We start from the raw sequence: 19,290 nt of genomic DNA, 5'->3' as shown, positions 1-19,290 counted from the left end.
ATGTCGAAAAGATCATCGGCTGTTGTCGTAGGATTGATGCTGGCCGGAGTCGTGTCGGCGGCAGGTGCGGCGGCTGCCGCCGAAAGCGACCTCGTCTTCATCGTCGCAGCGGACATGCGGAACTTCGCCCACGGCGACAAGGGCGTCGCCCATTTCTCCGGCGCTTGCAAGGCGATCAAGGCAGTCGGGCAGGGGTCCTTTATGATCAGCCCCGGCGATCTCGACGTCCACCCTCCGGGGGCGGTCCGAGAGCTGATCGATGCAACGCTCGGAGAGGAGTACCCCTGGTACGTGGTTATCGGCAACCACGAACCCGAGTCGCCATCGACCATGGAGTACATGCGCAAGTACGGCCAGACGGTGCCACACGTGGTCAACCGCGGCCCGGAAGGATGCGAGGAGACCACCTACTCCTTCGATTGGGAAGACGCGCATTTCGTCGTACTCAATCAGTACTTCGACGGGACCAGGGACTGGAGTCTCGAGGGCGAGCTCGTACCCGAGCTGCTGGAATGGCTGGAACGGGACCTGGCTTCGACGGAAAAAGAGAGGATCTTCGTCTTCGGACACGAACCGATCCTGCCGATGCCCGATATGGACAACGGACGGATTCGCCACCAGGGGGACTCACTCGATGAAGATCCCGAGAACGCCTTCGCCTTCCATCAGCTGCTTCTGAGGTACGACGTCGATGCCTATATCTGCGGCCACACCCATAACACCTCGTACGCCAAGATCAACGGGCTTTGGCAGCTCGACCCTGGCCATGCTCGAGGCATCGAGGACGCATCCTATGCCGACCAGATGTACGCGGCGATCGATAACGCCCTCAACGAGGGTCAAGCTCATGGCATTGGCGAGGCAGACTCCCTGCGTCAACTCTACCGCGATGACGCCTACCACATCGACCGATGGATGAAGTACCTCGGGATGGAGGAACAGCCCGTCACCCAGACGCTGGCGCAGTTCTACACCGAGTACACGAAAGACCCCGAGGCGCGCGGGCGCTACTTCGAGGAGCAGATCCATTACCGCGGCCATACGCGATCCTCATTCTTCCGGGTGACCGTCGGCACGGAAGAGGTCACAGTGGAAATCTACCGAGACGACGCCCGCGGCGGACCGTACGAACTCCGCAAGAAGTTCGTCCTGAACTGATCGCTCCTTCGGCGAACCGGCATACACCGTTGTGACGTTTTGACGTTGAACGTTCGAACGTTCGGAATCCGCAGGCCCTCAGTAGCGTTGAGCGGTGTGTGACGTCAGTCAGAGTATCGCTCATCATCTGTCTGCTCGGAGCCTTCATGAGTCACGGATCATCGACCGAACCACCGACAAAAAATAATCGGCTCGCTGCCTCCAAGAGCCCCTACCTGCTCCAGCACGCCGAGAATCCGGTCGACTGGTACCCGTGGGGCCCCGAGGCGTTCGCTCGGGCCAAGCAGGAGGACAAACCGATCTTCCTCTCCATCGGCTATGCCACCTGCCACTGGTGCCACGTGATGGAGCACGAGAGCTTCGAGCATCCTCTGGTCGCGGCGTTGATGAACGAGACTTTCATCAACATCAAGGTCGACCGCGAGGAAAGGCCCGACATCGATCAGGTCTACATGACCGTCTGCCAGATGCTGACCGGCGGCGGGGGCTGGCCCCTGACCATCATCATGACTCCAGACAAGGAACCCTTCTACGCCGCCACCTACATCCCGTGTGAGAGCGTCCACGGTCGCATCGGCATGCTCGATCTCGTACCGCGCGTCGCCGAGCTCTGGCGGACCGATCGCGACAGCATCCACGGCACCTCCGAGCGAATCGCCTCTGCGCTCGAGAGGACGGAGGGACGGGCCACGAACGGCACCCTGGACCGTTCGACCGTTGACACGGCGTTCTCCCAGTTCGCCGATCGTTTCGATGCCACAAACGGGGGCTTCGGTTCGGCGCCCAAATTTCCCTCGCCGCACAATCTCGTGTTCCTGACCCGTTACTGGCGTCGGACCGGCAACCAGCACGCCCTGGCGATGGTGGCGAAGACCCTCGAGCGGATGCGCCTGGGCGGCGTCTACGACCAGATCGGCTTCGGCTTCCACCGCTACTCGACCGACCCGGAATGGCGGGTGCCGCACTTCGAGAAAATGCTCTATGACCAGGCGATGCTGATCTTCGCATTCACCGAGGCATGGCTTGCAACCTCGAACCCGGTTTTCGAACGCAGCGTGCGTGAAATCGCGACCTATGTGCTTCGCGATATGACCTCGCCCGAAGGCGGTTTCTACTCGGCCGAGGACGCCGACAGCGAGGGCGAAGAAGGACTTTTCTACCTCTGGACGAGAGGCGAAGTCGAGAAAATCCTCGGCACGGAGGACGCGGCGTTTGCCGCCTCGATCTGGAACCTCGAGGCCGCGGGCAACTTCAGGGACGAGGCAACCGGACGCCGGACCGGCCGCAACATCCCGCACCTCTCGCACAGCCACGCAGAGACTGCCGACGACATGAAGTTGCCCGGGTCCGACTTCGAAGCGCGTCTCGAGACCGTACGGGCCCGTCTATTCGAATCACGTGAGGGTCGTGTCCATCCGCTCAAGGACGACAAGGTGCTGACCGACTGGAACGGCCTAACGGCGGGCGCGTTGGCCTTTGCCGGAAGGGTACTCAAGGAGCCGGAATGGGTGGCCGCGGCGGAAAGGTCAGTCGGCTTCGTATTCGAGACGATGCGCACTGAAGACGGGCGCCTCCTCCACCGGTACCGCGACGGCGACGCCTCGATCCCGGCCTTTCTCGACGATCACGTCTTCATGACGACGGCGATGCTGGAGCTCTACGACGCGACTCTGGATCCGAAATACCTCGAACGGGCGCTCGATCTCCAGCTGCAGACCGACAAGCGCTTCTGGGACAGGGAGAACGGCGGCTTCTTCTTCATCGCAGACGACAACGAGGAGCTGCTGGTACGCCAGAAGGAGATCTACGACGGCGCGATTCCGTCCGGCAACTCGATGGCCGCCGACAACCTGGTGCGCCTCGCGGGGCTCACCGGCAGAGTTGAACATCTGCAGGCCGCCAACCGCATTTTCAGCACCTTTGCCGCAGAGGCGAAACTGATGCCCTCTGCCCACGCCCAGCTCATGTCCGCCCTGCAACGCAGCATCGGTCCGTCCCTCGAGGTAGTTGTCGCCGGCGAGCCTGAAGCCGAGGACACGGCGGAGCTGATCGCCACCGTACGCGCAATGTACCTGCCTCAGGCGGCGGTGCTCCTGGTCCCGTCCGGGAAAGCCGGCAACGCGATTCGCAAACTGGCACCGTTCGCCGAGAGCTACCAGCCGGTGGAGGGTGCGGCCGCGGCCTACGTCTGCCGGGACTTCAGTTGCCAGCTGCCGACCACCGACCCCGACAAACTCCGAGCGTTGCTTGAAGACGCTGCCAATCAGACGTTAGAACGTTGAACGTTCAACGTTAAACGTTTAGCGTTAGAACGTTTCAACCTTCAAACGTTCAACGTTCCAACTGTGGGCCAGAGCGGTACCATGATGGAATATGATTGAGACGCCTCTCAGAATGCGCCACGACATCAGCGAAGGTTGGGATTTCGTGCGCGGCCGCGTGAGCCGTCGCTGGCTGCAGGGTCGTGGCGGTGACGGCGAGGCAATCGACCTCCCCCACTGCTGGAACCTAAGCGACACGTTTCAACCCGGCAGCTCGAGCTATTCGGGCAAAGGGGCGTACCGCCGGGCTGTCAACCTGCCCGCGTCACCACCAACCCCCGGGGAGTGGAGGATTCGCAGCGAGGGTTTCTACGGATTCGGTGATGTGTGGCTCGACGGCCGTGCCATCGCGGTCATCGACGGACAGTACCTGGGAATCGAGGTCGGTCTGCCGACGTCCTTGCGGGCGGGCCGCCACACCGTTGCGATTCGGCTCGAAAACCTGTTCCAACGGAGGGTTCTCCCGGGGCGCCGCGATCCCGACTTCCTCCTCTACGGCGGGCTCGCCGGCCACGTGTGGCTGGAATGGGTACCGGCCTTTCGTATAGACGAGAGCACCATCGATATCGTGTGCAGACCTGGTCCCGACGGGGCAGAGATCATCGAGATTCGTTGCCGTGTCGAAGGCACGGAAGCATCTCCTGAGAAACCCCTCGTGAGCTGGGTCATCACCACCGAGAGTGGCGAACAGGTCGCAGCCGTCAAACCCGGCCCGGTGGGTAACGGAATGACCACCGTGTCGACCGAGATTCTGAATCCTCGCTGCTGGTCACCCGGCGATCCCCATCTCTACCGCGCCGAGGGCACATTGGCCGCCGGCGACAGAATTGTGGACACCGATCGCGTCCGATTCGGCATCACCCGCGCCGAGTTCCGACCCGATCAGGGATTCTTTCTCGACGGAGAGCGCATCGATCTGCACGGCTGTAACCGGCACGAATCCATTCCGGGGCTCGGCAACGCACTTCCGGAGGAACTCCATCGGGCAGACGCCGGGCTCCTCAAGGACTACGGATGCAACTTCGTTCGGCTGTCGCACTATCCGCAGCATCCCGCATTCCTCGACGCCTGCGACGAACTCGGAATTCTGGTCTACGCCGAGATCGCATCGTGGAAAAGCGTAGGTGGCGATCGGGCATGGCGTCGCGCCGCGCGGCGGCAGATGCACGACCTGATCCTCCGCGATCGACACCATCCGTCGGTCATTCTCTGGGGCATGGGCAACGAATCACGCTCTCGCAGGGCCTATCTCGAACTCCGTGAGATCGCCCACGGCCTCGACCCCTCCCGCCCCGTAACCTACGCCGAGAACAACTTCCACCGTGCACGCCGCGAGAAGACAGTCGGCATCTCCGATGTGTGGGGAGTCAACTATGAGCTCGATGTTCTGGAAGCGGCACGCGATGCCAGCCGTCTCCGCAACGTGGTGATGTCGGAATGCTGCAACCATCCAACCAGCATCAAGGGCGATGACCGGGAGGAGCTCACCCAGGTGGCGACAATGGAACGAGAATGGTCGCAGATGGCCGGCCGTCCCTACCTGGCCGGTCACGCGGTCTGGAGTCTGACCGATTACGCGACCGAGCACCGCAAACGTTATCGCCGGTTCACCGGCCTCTTCGATGCCTGGCGCCGACCCAAAATGGCAGCCGAACTCTTTCGCGCACGGTACGCCGCCGAGCCCTTCATTTCGCTCTTCCGGGTCGAAGGTGTGGACGGCGCGGAGGTCCACGCCTTCAGCAACTGCGATCGGCTCGACCTCATCATCGGCAAGCAGACCCCTGTCGAGGTCGAAGGCGAGATCCACACCGTCGTACCCATCGATGGGCCGTTCACCGCCGTCGAGGCCATCGGTCGATGCGGCGGCATGACGGTGTGTGAAGAGCTGCGCCCCTGGGGCGACGCGACGACCGTGGCGATCACGATCGATGGTGATGTCCCGCCGGGTAGAGTCCTGCCGCTCGACCTCACGGTCCTCGACCGTTCCGGAACACCCGTACGGGACTGGAACGGGCATGTCACGGTTTCAGTTGGTGGCGATGCCCGGCTCTTCGCATACACCGAGGCTGGCGAAGTCCTGATGTCGCGCGGTGAGGGTCGCACCTATCTCGGCTCAGGGAGGGACACCGGCGAGTTCACCATCATCGCCTCGGCGCCGGGTCTCGACGACGGGGTCGCGACCGTCCGAAGGCGTTCGTAGGCCTCTCCGGAATCCCTTGGGGCAGGCGGCCTGTGGCTTCTTCTTCACAGCTGACGACAACCGGCAGCGCCATATTCATCAGAAGGGTTTCTGCGATGTGATTCCGTCGTACACCTCGATGGCCACCGACAATGCTAAACCGGTATGATGAAGCCCGATGTGTGGAATCGTCGGAATCGTAGGCTGCCCCCCTCAGGACACGCGAGTCATCGACGCGATGACCGCGACACTGAGCCATCGAGGGCCAGACGATCGCGGCATCTGGACCAGCCCTGAGGCCCATCTCGGTCACACGCGGTTGTCGATTCTCGACCTTTCCGCGGCCGGCCATCAGCCCATGGAATACGGCGATCTGGCGCTGACCTACAACGGTGAGATATACAACTATCGAGAGCTTCGCAAGAGCCTGGACGGTCCGTTTCACTCCGATTCAGACACCGAGGTTCTCCTGCGATTACTCGCTCGCGATGGCCTCGACTGCGTCCATCGCCTCCGCGGCATGTACTCCTTCGCGGCCTGGGACCGGAAACGCAGACGGCTCCTCGTCGCCCGCGACCGTCTCGGGATCAAGCCTTTTTATTACCGCGAACTCGACGGCGGCCTCGCGTTCGCCTCGGAGGCAAAGGCTCTGTTTCCCCTCGGTCGCCCACAGGCCGACCTCTCCGCGCTGCGGGACGTGCTGACCTACGGCTACGTTCCCACGCCGAAGTCCGCCTGGAAGAGCATCCGAAAGCTACCCGCCGGCCATACGCTCGTGTGGGAGGATAACCGGCTGCAAATCGATCGCTACTGGTGCCCCGATCCCACGAATCGGATCACCGATTTGAGTGAGGCGTGCGAACGTTTGCATGAGCTGTTGGCCGAGATCGTACCGATGCACACTTTGTCGGACGTGCCTGTGGGAGTATTTCTCTCGGGTGGAATCGATTCGACGGTAATAACCTCTTTTCTCCACAGACCTCGCACCTTCACCATCGGACAGGACGTATCACGCCGTAGTGAGGCACCGGCAGCACGGCGGGTCGCCTCGCACTTCGAGACCATTCACCGCGAAGAGAACGCCACTCGGATCGACCTCGAACGTGCTCTGGATGCGATGCCGATCATTTTCGACGAGCCATATGGAGACTCGGCGGCCTGGGCGGTGTGGCTCGTCTCTCGACTCGCACGCAGCGAAGTGACCGTTGCTCTTTCCGGAGAAGGCGGCGACGAACTGTTCTGCGGCTACCAATGGTACAGCCGCTTCTTCGAACGCGGCGGTGCGATGGCGCGGAGCTTGGCGGCAGTTGCCCCGCCGTTCACCGACCTCGGACGCTCCGCCCATCGAAAGAGCGCCTCCGGGATCTCCAAATACGCGAGCTTCCTCACGGTGTTCACCGAACAGCAGCGTCGGTCTCTGATCGGACCACGTCTCGAAAACGTCCATGAAGACGATCTCTGGCATATCCGATCGCACTGGCGGGAAGATCTCGATCCCATTCGCCGGATGCAGTGGGTGGATCTCCACACCTACCTGCCCGACGCCATGCTGACCAAGGTCGATCGCGCCTCGATGGCCCATTCGCTTGAGGTGAGGCCACCGTTGCTCGATCACCGGCTGGTGGAGTTCGCCGTCGCGCTCCATTCCGATCTGCAGCGAAACATAGAAGGCGACAAAGGAAAGTTGGTGATTCGGGAGCTGATGAAAGACAGGGTTCCGCCCGGGCATTTCGATCTGCCGAAACGCGGATTCAATCTGCCCATTCGTCAGTGGCTTCGCCGCCATCCCGGCCTGCTCGATTCGGCCCTCGATCGACTCGCGGATTTCGGCCTCATACGTCGACCACGAATGGCCAACTTCAAGGGCGAGCAGGCGTGGGCATTACTTGTGTTGGACCGATGGGCGACGACCTCCGGCACTCTATGAGCCAGGTACTGCGGACCACGATCAATCAGCGTCGAACCCGGGCGTTGCCCTCCCAGATGCTCCAGATCTGCTCTTCGTCCGCCGGTTGGGCGTAGTCGGTCAGCAAGGTGGTGACCAGGGCGCCGGTCGCCCAGCCGAACTGGATCCATTTCTCGGGCTCCCAACCCCTGAGCATGGCGTAGAGCATGCCGCCGACGAACCCGTCGCCACCGCCGATGCGGTCGAGGACGACGATCTCCCGCGGCTCGACCACGTGCCACTCGTCGCCCACCGCTGCGATGGCGCCCCACATGTGGGCATTGGTGCTGATCACCTCGCGCAGGGTGGTGGCGAAGACCTTCGTCTCGGGGTAGGCCAGCTTGGCCCGATCGATCATGCCCTTGAAGCTCTCGATCTTCGCGGCGAGGTCCTGGCCACCGGCATCCGGGCCCTCGATGCCGAGACAGAGCTGGAAGTCCTCCTCGTTGCCGACCAGCACGTCGGACAGGCCAGCAATCTCGTGGAAGGCGTGGTGCAGCTCGTCTTCACGATTGGCCCAGAACGAGGCGCGGTGATTGAGATCGAACGAGATGAGGCTGCCGTTTTCTTTGGCAGCCCGTGCGACATTCAGGCAGAAGGTCGTGGTCTCCGGAGAAAGGGCCGCGACAAGCCCAGACAGGTGCACGAAACGAGCTCCCTCGCGCCCGAAGATCCGGTCGAAATCGAAGTCCTTGGCGTTCAGGGTGAGCCCGACCTCGCCCGCGCGGTCATTGTGGACTCGAGGCCCACGTGAGCCGTAGCCGGTGTCCGCCATGTTGATCTGGTGGCGGTATCCCCAGGGTCCTCCCGGGTCGACCTCTCGTCCCTCGTAATCGATGTGGCGACCCGCCAGGTCGTCCTTGATCATGCGCGAGATAGGGCTGCCCTTGACGAAGGCTGTCAGGACCTTCACCGGCAGGCCGAGATATGACGAGACACTCGCGACGTTCGATTCGGCGCTCGTGACCTCCATGACAAATGTCTTGCCGCAATGGACTCCCTGTGCGCTCATCGGTGTCAGACGAACACCCATGCTGGTGGGCACGAGAAGCGCGTATTTTGAGTCTTTGCGAAACGTGATCATTCGAGTATTCCTTTCCAGCTCATTCTCGGGGTGGGCGGTCGGGAATTCCTCATTCCTCATTCCTCATTCCTCATTCCTGATTCATCCCTTACGCTTGATAGGTCCGGGCGGTCACGTCACCGCCATGACCGGTCCAATCGGTGTGGAAGAACTCGCCGCGCGGTCTGTCCACGCGCTCATAGGTGTGGGCGCCGAAGTAGTCACGCTGCGCCTGCAGGAGGTTGGCCGGCAGCCGACCGTGGCGATAGCCGTCGTAGAAGGCGAGTGCGCTCGACATCGCAGGCACCGGCACGCCGAGCGCCACCGCCCGCGCGACCACCCGCCGCCACGCAGCCTGGGCGTTCTCGACCTGCTCCGAGAAATAGGGGTCGAGGAGCAGGTTCGTGAGAGCTGGATCGCGATCGTACGCCTGCTTGATCTCGCCGAGGAAGACCGAGCGGATGATACATCCTCCACGCCACATGAGGGCGATGCCGCCGTTGTTGAGGTTCCAACCGTACTCCTCGGCGGCCGCCCGCATCAGCATGTAGCCCTGGGCGTAGGATACGATCTTCGAGGCGTAGAGGGCCTGACGGAGATCCTCGATGAACGCGTCAACATCCCCCTCGAAGGAAGCGTCCGGTCCGCTCAGCACCCCTTCCGCCACGATTCGTTCGTCCTTGAGGGCCGAAAGAAAGCGCGCCAGCACAGCTTCGGAGATCAAGGTGAGCGGGATACCCATTTCAAGGGCCGCCATCGCCGTCCACTTGCCGGTGCCCTTCTGCCCGGCGGTATCGAGGATCTTCTCGAGGATCGGCTCGCCCTGCTCGTCTCGGAACCCGAGAATGTCGCGGGTGATCTCGATCAGGTAGGAATCGAGCTCGCCTTCGTTCCACTCGGCGAAGATCTCGTGCATGCGCCGGGGGTCGAGGCCGAGCCCCTCCTTCATCAGGTGGTAGGCCTCACAGATGAGCTGCATGTCGCCGTACTCGATGCCGTTGTGGACCATCTTGACGAAGTGGCCGGCGCCGTTCTCGCCCACCCACTCGCAGCATGGACTGCCGTCCTCCACCTTTGCCGATATCGCCTGAAATATCGGCTGGACCGACGGCCATGCCTCGGGCGAGCCTCCCGGCATGATCGAAGGTCCGTGCCGCGCGCCCTCCTCACCGCCCGAAACACCTGTGCCGATATAGTTGAGCCCTTCCGACTCGACCCACTTCGCGCGGCGCATGGTGTCGTTGTAGTTGGAGTTGCCTCCGTCGATTATGATGTCCCCCTTGTCGAGGAGCGGGATCAGCCGCTCGATGAAGTCGTCCACGGGCTGTCCCGCCTTGACCAGCAGCATCACGCGCCGCGGCTTCTCGAGCAGTGAAACCAACTCTTCGAGCGACCGCGCGCCGACAATGTCTCGGCCGGCGGCGTTGCCCGCGAGGAACTCGTCGACAACATCGAGTGTGCGGTTGAAGACCGCCACCTTGAAGCCGTGATCGTTCATGTTGAGGACCAGGTTCTGGCCCATGACCGCTAGACCTATGAGACCGATTTCAGCTTTGTCTCCCATCACTTCTCCTCCGAAAACTGCTCGTCACCCTTCACGCGGTACAGCTGCTCGCCCGCGCGCCGTACCAGCAAAATGCCCTCGTCCTCGCGATCGGCCCAGTCCTCCGGGTCGACTTCCGCCGGGTCCAGGTAACCCAGTCCGGCCGCCTCGCACCGTTCGCGCGGGATACCGGTGGCCAGAGTCACCTGAATCCGCGGTTCTTCGACTCCTTTCGCGTAAGTGCCCGCACCGCGAAGATGCGTCGAGTGGGCCAGAACCCCCCACGGGATATTTTTGAATTTCTCCCACTGAGCTGTGAAGTAATCGCGCACGTGGTAGCCGATCTGGTCGAGGTAACGACCGTGTACGTACGACACCTCGGTGATGTGGGGCGCGTAGATCACCACCTCGCCACCGTCGGCGATGGCGGGCTCGAGCTTGTACATGCCCTTGGCGCCGGTCCACAGGTCGTCATACATCTCCGGCATCACCGACAGCACCCGTTTGAAGGGCCGGTCGACCCACACGATGTCGAGCTCGGCCGAGAGTTCGGTCGCCACCTGCCAGGCCTCCTCCATGTCACCCATGAACACGCCGTGCAGATCGTGTCCGTGCATCACCAGTGCGATGAGGCTTCTCGGCGTCGGAATAAAGGAGGCCGCCCGATCGATCAGCCGCCGCACGGGCGTTTCGCGGACGCCGATGATCTCGTGACTCGTCACCAGGGCTCCCACCCAGTGAGTGGCGTCGATCACCTCCTGGCCGGCGATCCCCGGAACGAAGTATTTGTTGCCGCCGGAGAATCCTGCCACCTCGTGCGGAAAGACCGGCCCGCACACCAGAATATGGTCGTACGACATATTTCCGTCAGCGTCGCCCACCAGCTGATTGAGCCGCACTTCGATGTCCATCTCGAGCTTACCGTCGGTCACAGCCGCAACCTCAGAGGCGGGAATCGTCCCGAGGTTCTCGAATGTTTCCGGCACCTCCCAGCGGTGGTTGAAAACCCTCGAGGAGCTTGTCATGCCTTCCACCACCTTGGTCTCCAAGAGGCGGCCCTTAGCAGCGTCGTCCATCGGCGGGTGTGTGCCGAGGGCAATCAAGTAGTCGAGGGCCTCCACTTTCGAACCCAGCAAATCGCCGAGAAGCCCGAAGAACAGGCCAATCGGCGCGGTACGGGTGCCGTCAGGGATCACCACCAGTACCCGCCGGCCCGTGAGATCGAGCTCTTCGAGGCCCGTCGCCAGCAGCGCACGGATCTCCGTGTCGCTGAGCGCGCGTTCGCGATTGCTGATCTGGACGACCATGGCTCTCAGATAGTCATGGCGGTAAAACCGCCATCGACCCGAATGATGGCCCCGGTGACGAAACCCGAGGCTTTTTCGGAGGCCAACCACACCACTGCCCCGGCGAGCTCTTCCGCTTCACCGAACCGGTTCATCGGCGTGTGCCCCATGATGGCTGCCGTCCGTTCCTCGGTCAGCAGCTTGCGGTTCTGCTCGGCCGGAAAAAAGCCCGGCGCGACGGCGTTGACTCTGACCGCAGACGGCGCCCACTCCCGGGCGAGGAACTGGGTCAAATTGTTGACTCCCGCCTTGGTGATCGAGTAGGTGAAGACCTTCGACAACGGGGGCCCCGATGAGGCCGACGAGATGTTGATGATCGAGCCGCCTTCGCCGCGATTCACCATCTCCTGGCCGAAGATCTGACACGCCAGGAAAATGCTGGTGAGATTCACGGAGATGATCCGGTTCCACTCCTTCTCGGTGATCTCGAAGAACGGTGTGCCCGAATTGATGCCGGGCGCATTGAGCATCACATCAACCCGGCCCCACAGGCTCAGGACCTGACCGAGGGCCTTGCGCAGGTCGTCTTCACTGGTGGCGTCGATCGCCACGCCGAGCGCCTCGACGCCAGCCGCCTTTCGGATCGCCTCGGCGCGTGCCTCCGCGGCCTCGCCGTTAAGATCGAGGACTGCAACCCGCGCTCCAGCAGCCCCGAGGGCATCCGCCATCGCTCCGGCCAGCACGCCGCCGGCGCCGATTGCGACCGCGACCTTGCCATCGAGCGAAAACAGATCGTCGAGATAACTCATGTGCCGTCTCCAACCGCGCCAAAGGGCGCCGTGTGGCGCCGGAAGTGCGCCTCCAGGTTTGCGAAATGCTCTTTCTCGTGATCACCGAGAGCGGCCAGCAGGCGGTTCTTGAACCGGTACTCGCCGCCGACCTTCTCGGTCAGGACCCGGCCAAAGGTCACGTGCAGGACCTGACGCGCGTCATCATCCTCGAACAGCCCGGGGAGCTCACCGTCCGAGAGACTCGCCGATTCCGGCACCCGTTCGAGCTCGGCCGACACGTGATAGGTGCGCCGCTCGTGCTCGTAGAGTGAGCGCGAGAAATCGAGGATCTCTCGAAAGAGCTCCGGCTCGCATGAGGCGAGGGTCCGCAGCGCCTCGAGGTAACTCGTCCCTGCTGTCTTGACGTGGACCCCGCCCCTGCCGATCTCGCCGATTACGCGGTAGACCCCGAATTTGTCGCTGCCCGAGTGGATGCTGATCTTGTAGGGCCCGAGAGCTTTCGCCACCGCCAGGTGTTTGAGGTACTCGGTGCGAAAGACCTCGAGGTCGCCGCGATAGTCGATGCCCTTCTCGAAATCGCCGACGAATCGCGGCGCGAGCCCTACCCACTCGACTTCGAGGCGGCGCAATTCCGTAGCCACCAGCCAGTGTTCGAACGGCGTAGTCACCGAGGCAGTCTCGTCGACCGACACCTCGACTTCGAATAGGCGATCTCCCATTGTGGATGCGATGTGACGATACATCTTCGAAGTGTGAGCGAGCGAGGTCCCGTACTTGACCCACGCCCGCAGGATATCTGCGTTCGATGGATGGAGCTCGAGACCATCCCAAGAAATGATCTTGCCCCCGGCATAGCGGCTCCGGGCTTCCTCCGGCGTCGTTTCCAGCTCCCTCCACGGCAGTTCCAAGAACGCGTTCTCGAGTTCCTCGACCGACATCGTGTCCGCGGCGTCGACCACGTGATCTCCAGGATCGATGGTGAACATCGTGAACCCGGCCGCCGCCATCAGCTCGACGTCGGCCGGCGTCTTGAGGTGGTCGGCATCCGCCCCCCATGGATCCTGCCAGCCCTCCTCGATCACCGCCCACACGGCGGCGTCCATGACCTCGTCGGGAGTGCGCTCGGTGCGCTCCAGCTCGCGAATCGACTGTTGCGCGAGCACAGCCCTGAAGCCGCTGTCCCGCATGGCCCGCAGGTGGGCCGGTCCGGCAACGCCGAGCCGGTCACCGAGGCCGAAGCTGTCGGCGAGACCGAGGGGTTGCGGCCGGGCGATCTCACAGATCTCACGGACCGCGACCGCGTTCGAGTGATCGAGGTTTCCGACGCGGGCAACGACGCCCGGCTCGATCTCGACGCGTTCGCCGGAGAATCTGTCGGTGAGGCTGGAGCCATCACCTTCCATCACCAGCAACCGTCGGCGCCCACCTTCACGGGCGACCATCAATGCTCCTCCATCGAACCACTGCACCGACCGCCGTTCGACGTCGAGCCTGACGCCCGAGGGAAGGCGCAAGGCCGCCGTTGCCTTTTCTCCGCTGCGAAGAGATTCGATGTTGTCACGGATGCTCATTCCACCTCCTGGTCCCGTTGCGCCCAGGTCAGGTGATGGCCCATCTCGGCGCGGGCCTTGTCGACATCTCCCGCCCTGATCGCCTGATAGATCCTGCGGTGCTGCTCCGCCGCCTCGGCAGCTCCCTGCCAGCCTTCCACCGTAGCAGTCCGCTGGTCGTAGAACAGATCGGCCACCATTTCCATGATTGCGGCCAGGAGTGGATTCCTCGCTGCAGCTGCCACGGATCGATGAAATCGGATATCGTGAACCAGAAATCGGTGCACGTCATCGAGCGACGCATACATCTCCGTCACCTGCTCCGAAATGACGGCCAACTCCTCACCGCCCGCCCTCTCTGCGGCGAGACCCGCCAGATCGATCTCGATGACCCGCCGAGTTTCAAAAAGCTCGCATTCCGGGATTTTGTGGAGGGACACAAAAAGAGAAATCGGGTTGACGTCGAAGGTGGGTGGGCCGTCCGCTACGAAGGTGCCGGCACCTTGCCTGGCTTCGACCACGCCAACTGTCGCGAGTGACCGCAGGCCGTCGCGCACACTCGCTCGGCTCACGCCGAGAACCTGCGCCATTTCTCTCTCAGGAGGAAGTTTGTCGCCCGCCTTGAAACGTCCGTCCTCGATCAGCTTTCGGATGTAGCTGACGACGGCCCTCGCGGCTATCGACGACCCATCTTGGGTGGAGCGGCTGCTGGATTCTGCTGTCATTCCGATTTCGCTCCAATTGGTCTGACCATATGACAAAGTCTACCATCCTCGAGACAGGCAGGCAAACATCTGTACCCTGGCATAAAGAAAATATCGTAAATATATTTGAAACAATAACTTCAATTGATAACCATGGTTAAGAAATTCAGGCCTTGTAAGGCGATGCTGTTCTTTCTTCACAAAACAAGCAGATAGATGAAAAGGGAAAATGGTCTGTCCAATATTGGATGCGCAGAAAACGACAGACAACCCTTTTTGGTCGTCAATCTCGGGTCACGACGGCGTTTTCGATCAGCTCACCCTCGGAGACACGTCCGTCTCTGAGAATGATCGATCCCCGAATCACAGCTCCGGCGCCGATGCGGCAGCCCGCTTCGAGGTAGACCTCCGGACCGATCTCGCAGCCCGGGGATACCTCGGCACCGTCGTCGATGTGGACCGGAGGGATCGCGGTGAAACCGCGTCCGAGGCCCGTGCTGTCGCCGGTCAACTGTTCTCTACGATTCCTGAGAAATGACCGGTTCAACGACAGAAGGTCCCTCGGGGAACTCACCTGAACCCGTGCCGAGGCCTTGACCCCGACAACTCGGGAGCCGCGATCGATCATCTTCTGGATGGCGTCGGGAAACTCGAACTCCCCGCGGGAGGACACCTGAACGTCGGGCAAAAGATCCAGCACTGCGCGCCGACATATGTAGTGCGGCAGGCTGACGGTGTGCGACGGCGCTTCCTCCAGCCGCGGCTTTTCGACGATGCTGCGAACGATGTTCCCGTCGAGCTCCACGGCAGCGCTTCGCGGGATGAACTCGGGCACGACATCGAGGAGGCTGAGGACGATGTCCCCCTCCCGCGCCGCGTCGAGAAGATCGGCAACGTGGTCTGTGTCGACCAGGCTGTCGCACGCCCACACGGCGAACCGGCCATCGATGAGCGCCGCCGCAGTGCCAAGGGCATGAGCGGTGCCGAGTCTGCGCTCCTGAACGACGAATCGCGCGTTAACCTTCGACCCGTGATCTCCTTGGAAGTAGGGCGCGATTTCGCGATCATCTGGAGAGATGACGAACACGAAGTCGCGGATCCCGTTCTCCACCAATGGTTCAATCGCCCAGGCGACCAACGGCCGGCCTACAACAGGGCACATCGCCTTGCTCCGCCCCAGCGTTACCGGGTGCAGTCTGGTTCCGTGACCCGCGGCGAGCACAACGGCCTGCATCAGACCCTCAATCGTTCAACCCGCGCCGCACCCGCGGAGTTGCAGACGTCGAACGAAGCTGCCGCCGCGGCCGCCGGATGGGCCAATTCATATCCCTGCCGGACAGTTTCGCTGACGCATTCTCCCTCACCACGCTCGATGAGGGCGATGCAACTACCGCCGAACCCTCCGCCTGAGAACCGCGTGCCGATCACGCAGGGAGTGCCGCGGAGCAGTTCGTACAGCGTGACGAGCTCGGCGGTTCCGCTCTCGTAATTCTGAATCGAACTCGCGCCGGAGGCTGTCATCAACCCCCCAAAGCGCTCGATGTCGCCTTGCCGCCACGCCTCGACGCCGTTGAGGACGCGACGCTGCTCACCAAAGAAATGCGCCGCGCGACGCCGCGGGATCGTCGGAATTTGGCAGGCGAAACGCTCGAAAACGTCGGGCGGAACATCAGACAGGAGCGGAACATCCGTGATCTGTCGTCCACTGAGTTCAAGCAATATCCTCGCCGCATTCCTGCACTCCTCCACTCGCGTATTGAAGCCAGATCCGGCAAGTTCCCTCGACACTCCCGAGAACGCAACCAGTACGTCAAATTCCCTGCCTCCTTCCGGAAACGGCACCTGATCGATGGTCCTTTCGGTGCAGGCGATCCGGGTGAGATTTCCGCGTTGCCCGTGGAGGATGATGGATTGGTCAAGTTGACCGCTTTCGACGCCTACGTACTCGTTCTCCGCACGCTGAACGAGCGCTGCGATGTCTTCCCGGCCGAGATCGATCCCGTTCACCCTGGTCAGGGCGAGCAGATATGCGATGAGCACCGCGGCCGACGAGCTCAGTCCGCTGCCAGGAAGATCGCCGCCAACGACAGCCTTGAGCCCACAATCGAGAGGCCGGTCCTGCCTGAGGGCAGCTACCGCCGCACGTACATAGTCACCCCAATCCCCGACCTTCGGTTTGATTTCGTCGGTGAGTGCGACCGTCTCCCTGCCTGTGAAGTCGAGACTTTCAACCGTGAACACGGGCTCCGGATCAGGCACGGCGGCCAGCCACACGTAACGGTCGATCGTCATGCCGGTGACGATCCCACCCTGGTGATCGACGTGAGCACCGATCGGACAGATTCGCAGCGGCACCTTTGCGACAAACCCGTTCCCGCTTTCGAGATCTGCAACCTGGCCAAGCAGTTCAACGACTTCCGAGAGTTCACGTCCGGCGGATCGGAGAATCGTCATGTTGCCTTCAATATCTCCGTCGTCATGTACCCCATACGTGGACCGAGAATAGTCCCACCCGAAATCCCGGGCAAGAACTCGTACACGCCTATCGGCTGCAGAGTGCTACCGGTGAGAGTTCATTCCGACGAAGTGTATGTTTTCATTGCCTCTGCGACTGCCATGCCCCGATCCACGCCGACACCGAGGTCCCCCAGAATCGCCTCCAGGGCGGTCAACACAAGTACTACGTTGCGCCGGGTACTCGATGCGCCCATCAGGCCGATGCGCCACGCCTTCCCCTTGAATGGACCGAGCCCGGCACCGATCTCGATCCCGAATTCTTCGAGCAGGCGACGTCTGACGACGGCATCGTCGACACTAGGCAACGCGTGGACCGCGTTGAGAACCGCGAGCGAACGACGTGGCGGAATGTAGGAGAGGCCCATCGCCTCGAGACCGGCCCGAAGCGCCCGGTGGTTTCGAAGGTGGCGTTCGATCCGCGCCTCGAGGCCTTCCTCCTCGACGATGCGCAGGGCCTCGTATAGCGCATAGGACATGTTGATCGGCGCGGTGTGGTGGTAGATCCGCTCCTGCCCCCAGTAGCGCTCGATCATCGAAAGGTCGAGATACCAGCTCGTGACCTTCGTCGAGCGCTTCCTAATTATTTCCACTGCGGCAGGAGAAAACGTGACCGGGGCAAGCCCCGGCGGGCACGACAGGCATTTCTGAGTACCGCTATAACAGGCATCGATCTGCCACCCGTCGACGTCGAGCTCGACACCACCAAGCGAGGTCACGGCATCGACGAGAAAGCACGCGCCGGCGTCGTGGACAAGGCGTGAGATCTCGTCGAGGGGCTGGTGCGCGCCGGTCGAGGTTTCGGCATGCACGATGCCAACCACCTTGGTGCGAGGGAAGCTCTTCAACGCAGCCTCGATCGTGTCGGGCTCGAAAACCTCGCCCCACGGCACCTCGATGCGGTGTACATCCGCCCCGTAACGCTCGGCAACATCGACCATTCGCCCGCCGAAGACGCCGGCGACACACACGATCATTTCGTCGCCGGGCTCGATCAGATTGGCGACGCAGGTTTCCATTCCCGCGCTGCCTGTACCCGGCATCGCTACCGTCATTTCGTTCGCCGTCCGGAACACGCCCTGCAGCATTCGCCTCGTCTCATCCATGATGCGGAGGTACTTCGGATCGAGGTGACCGATGGTTGGCACCGCCATCGCCGCCAGAACGCGGTCGGGAACATCGCTCGGACCGGGTCCCAGAAGCACCCGCCGCGGCAGATCGAAAATCTGGTCGGGTTTCGCCATCGCCTACCTCCTCGAGTGCAAAATCCGTCACCGAAAAACTTCGAGGCCCGACTTCGGGACGAAGCGTTGGGTGCAACTCCCGACGGTCCTTCAGAAAGACATCCGTCGCGGCTTCAGATCATACCTGGCCCTACCATTCTTCCTGTGGGCTGATCTCCTGTTCGAACCGAGATCGGCGAGAATTTTGCACAACTTTTCGAGGATGGGGGTGCAGTGCAAAGAAAAAAACGGCCCGGTCCAGATGACACGAGGCGCCAGTCGTGGGATGCTTTCGATCTGAAAGGTGTCGGCAACAATGCAACTGCGATACATCCTTTCGATCCTGTTGCTCGTCTCCGGATGCGCGACCGCACCAGGACCCGGCGCCGGAGAGTTCGGTACCGAGGCGTTCGGCAGATACTCGGTCGTTCACCGCGGACCCGAGCTGGAGGCTGCGGTCGGCTTCAGTCAGGCGGGTCGGAGCCTGGGCGAAGAGTGGTTGGTGATCGCCGTCGAGTTCGCGACCGCGCCTCGCGGTGAGAGTTTTCTGGTCAACCGTTCCGACATCTCCATGATCACGCCTGATGGGCGTCGCCTCGCTCTCGTCAGCCAGAAAGAGTTTCGGGAGAACTACGGACAGCTTCGTGTCCGGCTCGAGCGCGGCATGGCCATCCTCCCCATCCTGGGGCGCTACGAGACCAGCCAGATGCCGTGCGACAGGTGGTTCCTCGTCGATCCTTTCGGGAGCTTTGCGGTCGACGAAATCAGGGTCAATACATTCCAGGTGTGCTCGGGGCCACTGGTCTTCAAGGTCCCTGGAGGCGTGCAGCCCGGACGATGGAGGCTCATTGTCGAGCTCGAAGAGAGCAGGGCGGACATCCCGTTCGAGATCGAAGTGCCTGAATAGCATCCGGACCAGTTTTGAGTTTTGAGTTTTGAGTTTTGAGTTTTGAGTTGAGAGTTTGGAGTTCCCGCCCGCCCTGTTCCGTATTTCTTTGGCGGCGGAGGAAAAC

At 62.1% G+C, this 19,290-nt stretch carries 14 protein-coding genes; 5 read left to right on the top strand and 9 right to left on the bottom strand.

Translation table 11 applies throughout. The features are described from left to right. From LJE93_16790 to asnB, 4 genes are all read left to right on the top strand, one after another. Window positions 1-1,158: a metallophosphoesterase gene (locus tag LJE93_16790; GenBank protein MCG6950572.1), complete on the top strand. Its 1,158-nt coding sequence runs from the start codon at window positions 1-3 to the stop codon at window positions 1,156-1,158. Window positions 1,159-1,304: 146 nt separating this feature from the next. Next, a complete protein-coding gene (locus LJE93_16785) occupies window positions 1,305-3,440 on the top strand; it encodes a thioredoxin domain-containing protein (GenBank protein MCG6950571.1) in 2,136 nt (711 codons plus the stop codon). 91 nt (window positions 3,441-3,531) lie between these two features. Then, window positions 3,532-5,679, top strand: a complete 2,148-nt coding sequence (locus LJE93_16780) for a hypothetical protein (GenBank protein MCG6950570.1) — start codon at window positions 3,532-3,534, stop codon at window positions 5,677-5,679. Window positions 5,680-5,836: 157 nt separating this feature from the next. Further along, on the top strand, window positions 5,837-7,585 hold the full coding sequence (asnB, locus tag LJE93_16775) for an asparagine synthase (glutamine-hydrolyzing) (GenBank protein ID MCG6950569.1): 1,749 nt from the start codon (window positions 5,837-5,839) through the stop codon (window positions 7,583-7,585). 25 nt (window positions 7,586-7,610) lie between these two features. On the opposite strand, the gene LJE93_16770 is transcribed toward asnB, so the two are convergent. The 9 genes from LJE93_16770 to LJE93_16730 form a co-directional block, all read right to left on the bottom strand. Next, on the bottom strand, window positions 7,611-8,687 hold the full coding sequence (locus LJE93_16770; GenBank protein MCG6950568.1) for a sugar kinase: 1,077 nt from the start codon (window positions 8,685-8,687) through the stop codon (window positions 7,611-7,613). A gap of 88 nt (window positions 8,688-8,775) precedes the next feature. Continuing rightward, on the bottom strand, window positions 8,776-10,230 hold the full coding sequence (gene gnd / locus LJE93_16765) for a decarboxylating NADP(+)-dependent phosphogluconate dehydrogenase (GenBank protein MCG6950567.1): 1,455 nt from the start codon (window positions 10,228-10,230) through the stop codon (window positions 8,776-8,778). Then, a complete protein-coding gene (locus tag LJE93_16760) occupies window positions 10,230-11,516 on the bottom strand; it encodes a lactate racemase domain-containing protein (GenBank protein MCG6950566.1) in 1,287 nt (428 codons plus the stop codon). Before LJE93_16760 ends, gnd begins: the two co-directional genes overlap by 1 nt. Window positions 11,517-11,521: 5 nt before the next feature. Then, window positions 11,522-12,304 (bottom strand): SDR family oxidoreductase, encoded by a 783-nt coding sequence (locus tag LJE93_16755; protein MCG6950565.1) that lies wholly within the window; start codon window positions 12,302-12,304, stop codon window positions 11,522-11,524. Next, window positions 12,301-13,857: a tagaturonate epimerase family protein gene (locus LJE93_16750; GenBank protein MCG6950564.1), complete on the bottom strand. Its 1,557-nt coding sequence runs from the start codon at window positions 13,855-13,857 to the stop codon at window positions 12,301-12,303. The genes LJE93_16755 and LJE93_16750 overlap by 4 nt, the downstream gene beginning before the upstream one ends. Then, on the bottom strand, window positions 13,854-14,561 hold the full coding sequence (locus LJE93_16745; GenBank protein ID MCG6950563.1) for a FadR family transcriptional regulator: 708 nt from the start codon (window positions 14,559-14,561) through the stop codon (window positions 13,854-13,856). Before LJE93_16745 ends, LJE93_16750 begins: the two co-directional genes overlap by 4 nt. Before the next feature lie 262 nt (window positions 14,562-14,823). Continuing rightward, window positions 14,824-15,774, bottom strand: coding sequence for an NDP-sugar synthase (locus LJE93_16740; protein MCG6950562.1), 951 nt, complete (start codon window positions 15,772-15,774; stop codon window positions 14,824-14,826). Then, window positions 15,774-16,994: a GHMP kinase gene (locus LJE93_16735; GenBank protein MCG6950561.1), complete on the bottom strand. Its 1,221-nt coding sequence runs from the start codon at window positions 16,992-16,994 to the stop codon at window positions 15,774-15,776. Before LJE93_16735 ends, LJE93_16740 begins: the two co-directional genes overlap by 1 nt. Window positions 16,995-17,113: 119 nt before the next feature. After that, entirely contained in the window at window positions 17,114-18,298 is a 1,185-nt protein-coding gene (locus LJE93_16730) for an alanine--glyoxylate aminotransferase family protein (GenBank protein MCG6950560.1), read from the bottom strand. Window positions 18,299-18,593: 295 nt separating this feature from the next. Between LJE93_16730 and LJE93_16725 the strand changes: the two genes are divergently transcribed. After that, window positions 18,594-19,184: a hypothetical protein gene (locus LJE93_16725; protein ID MCG6950559.1), complete on the top strand. Its 591-nt coding sequence runs from the start codon at window positions 18,594-18,596 to the stop codon at window positions 19,182-19,184. Window positions 19,185-19,290: the final 106 nt, after the last annotated feature.

It is taken from the genome of Acidobacteriota bacterium, from assembly GCA_022340665.1.
In the GTDB taxonomy this organism is placed as follows: Bacteria; Acidobacteriota; Thermoanaerobaculia; order Thermoanaerobaculales; family Sulfomarinibacteraceae; genus Sulfomarinibacter.
Note: the sequence above shows the minus strand (reverse complement) of the source record. Positions and strands in the feature narration are given on the sequence as shown.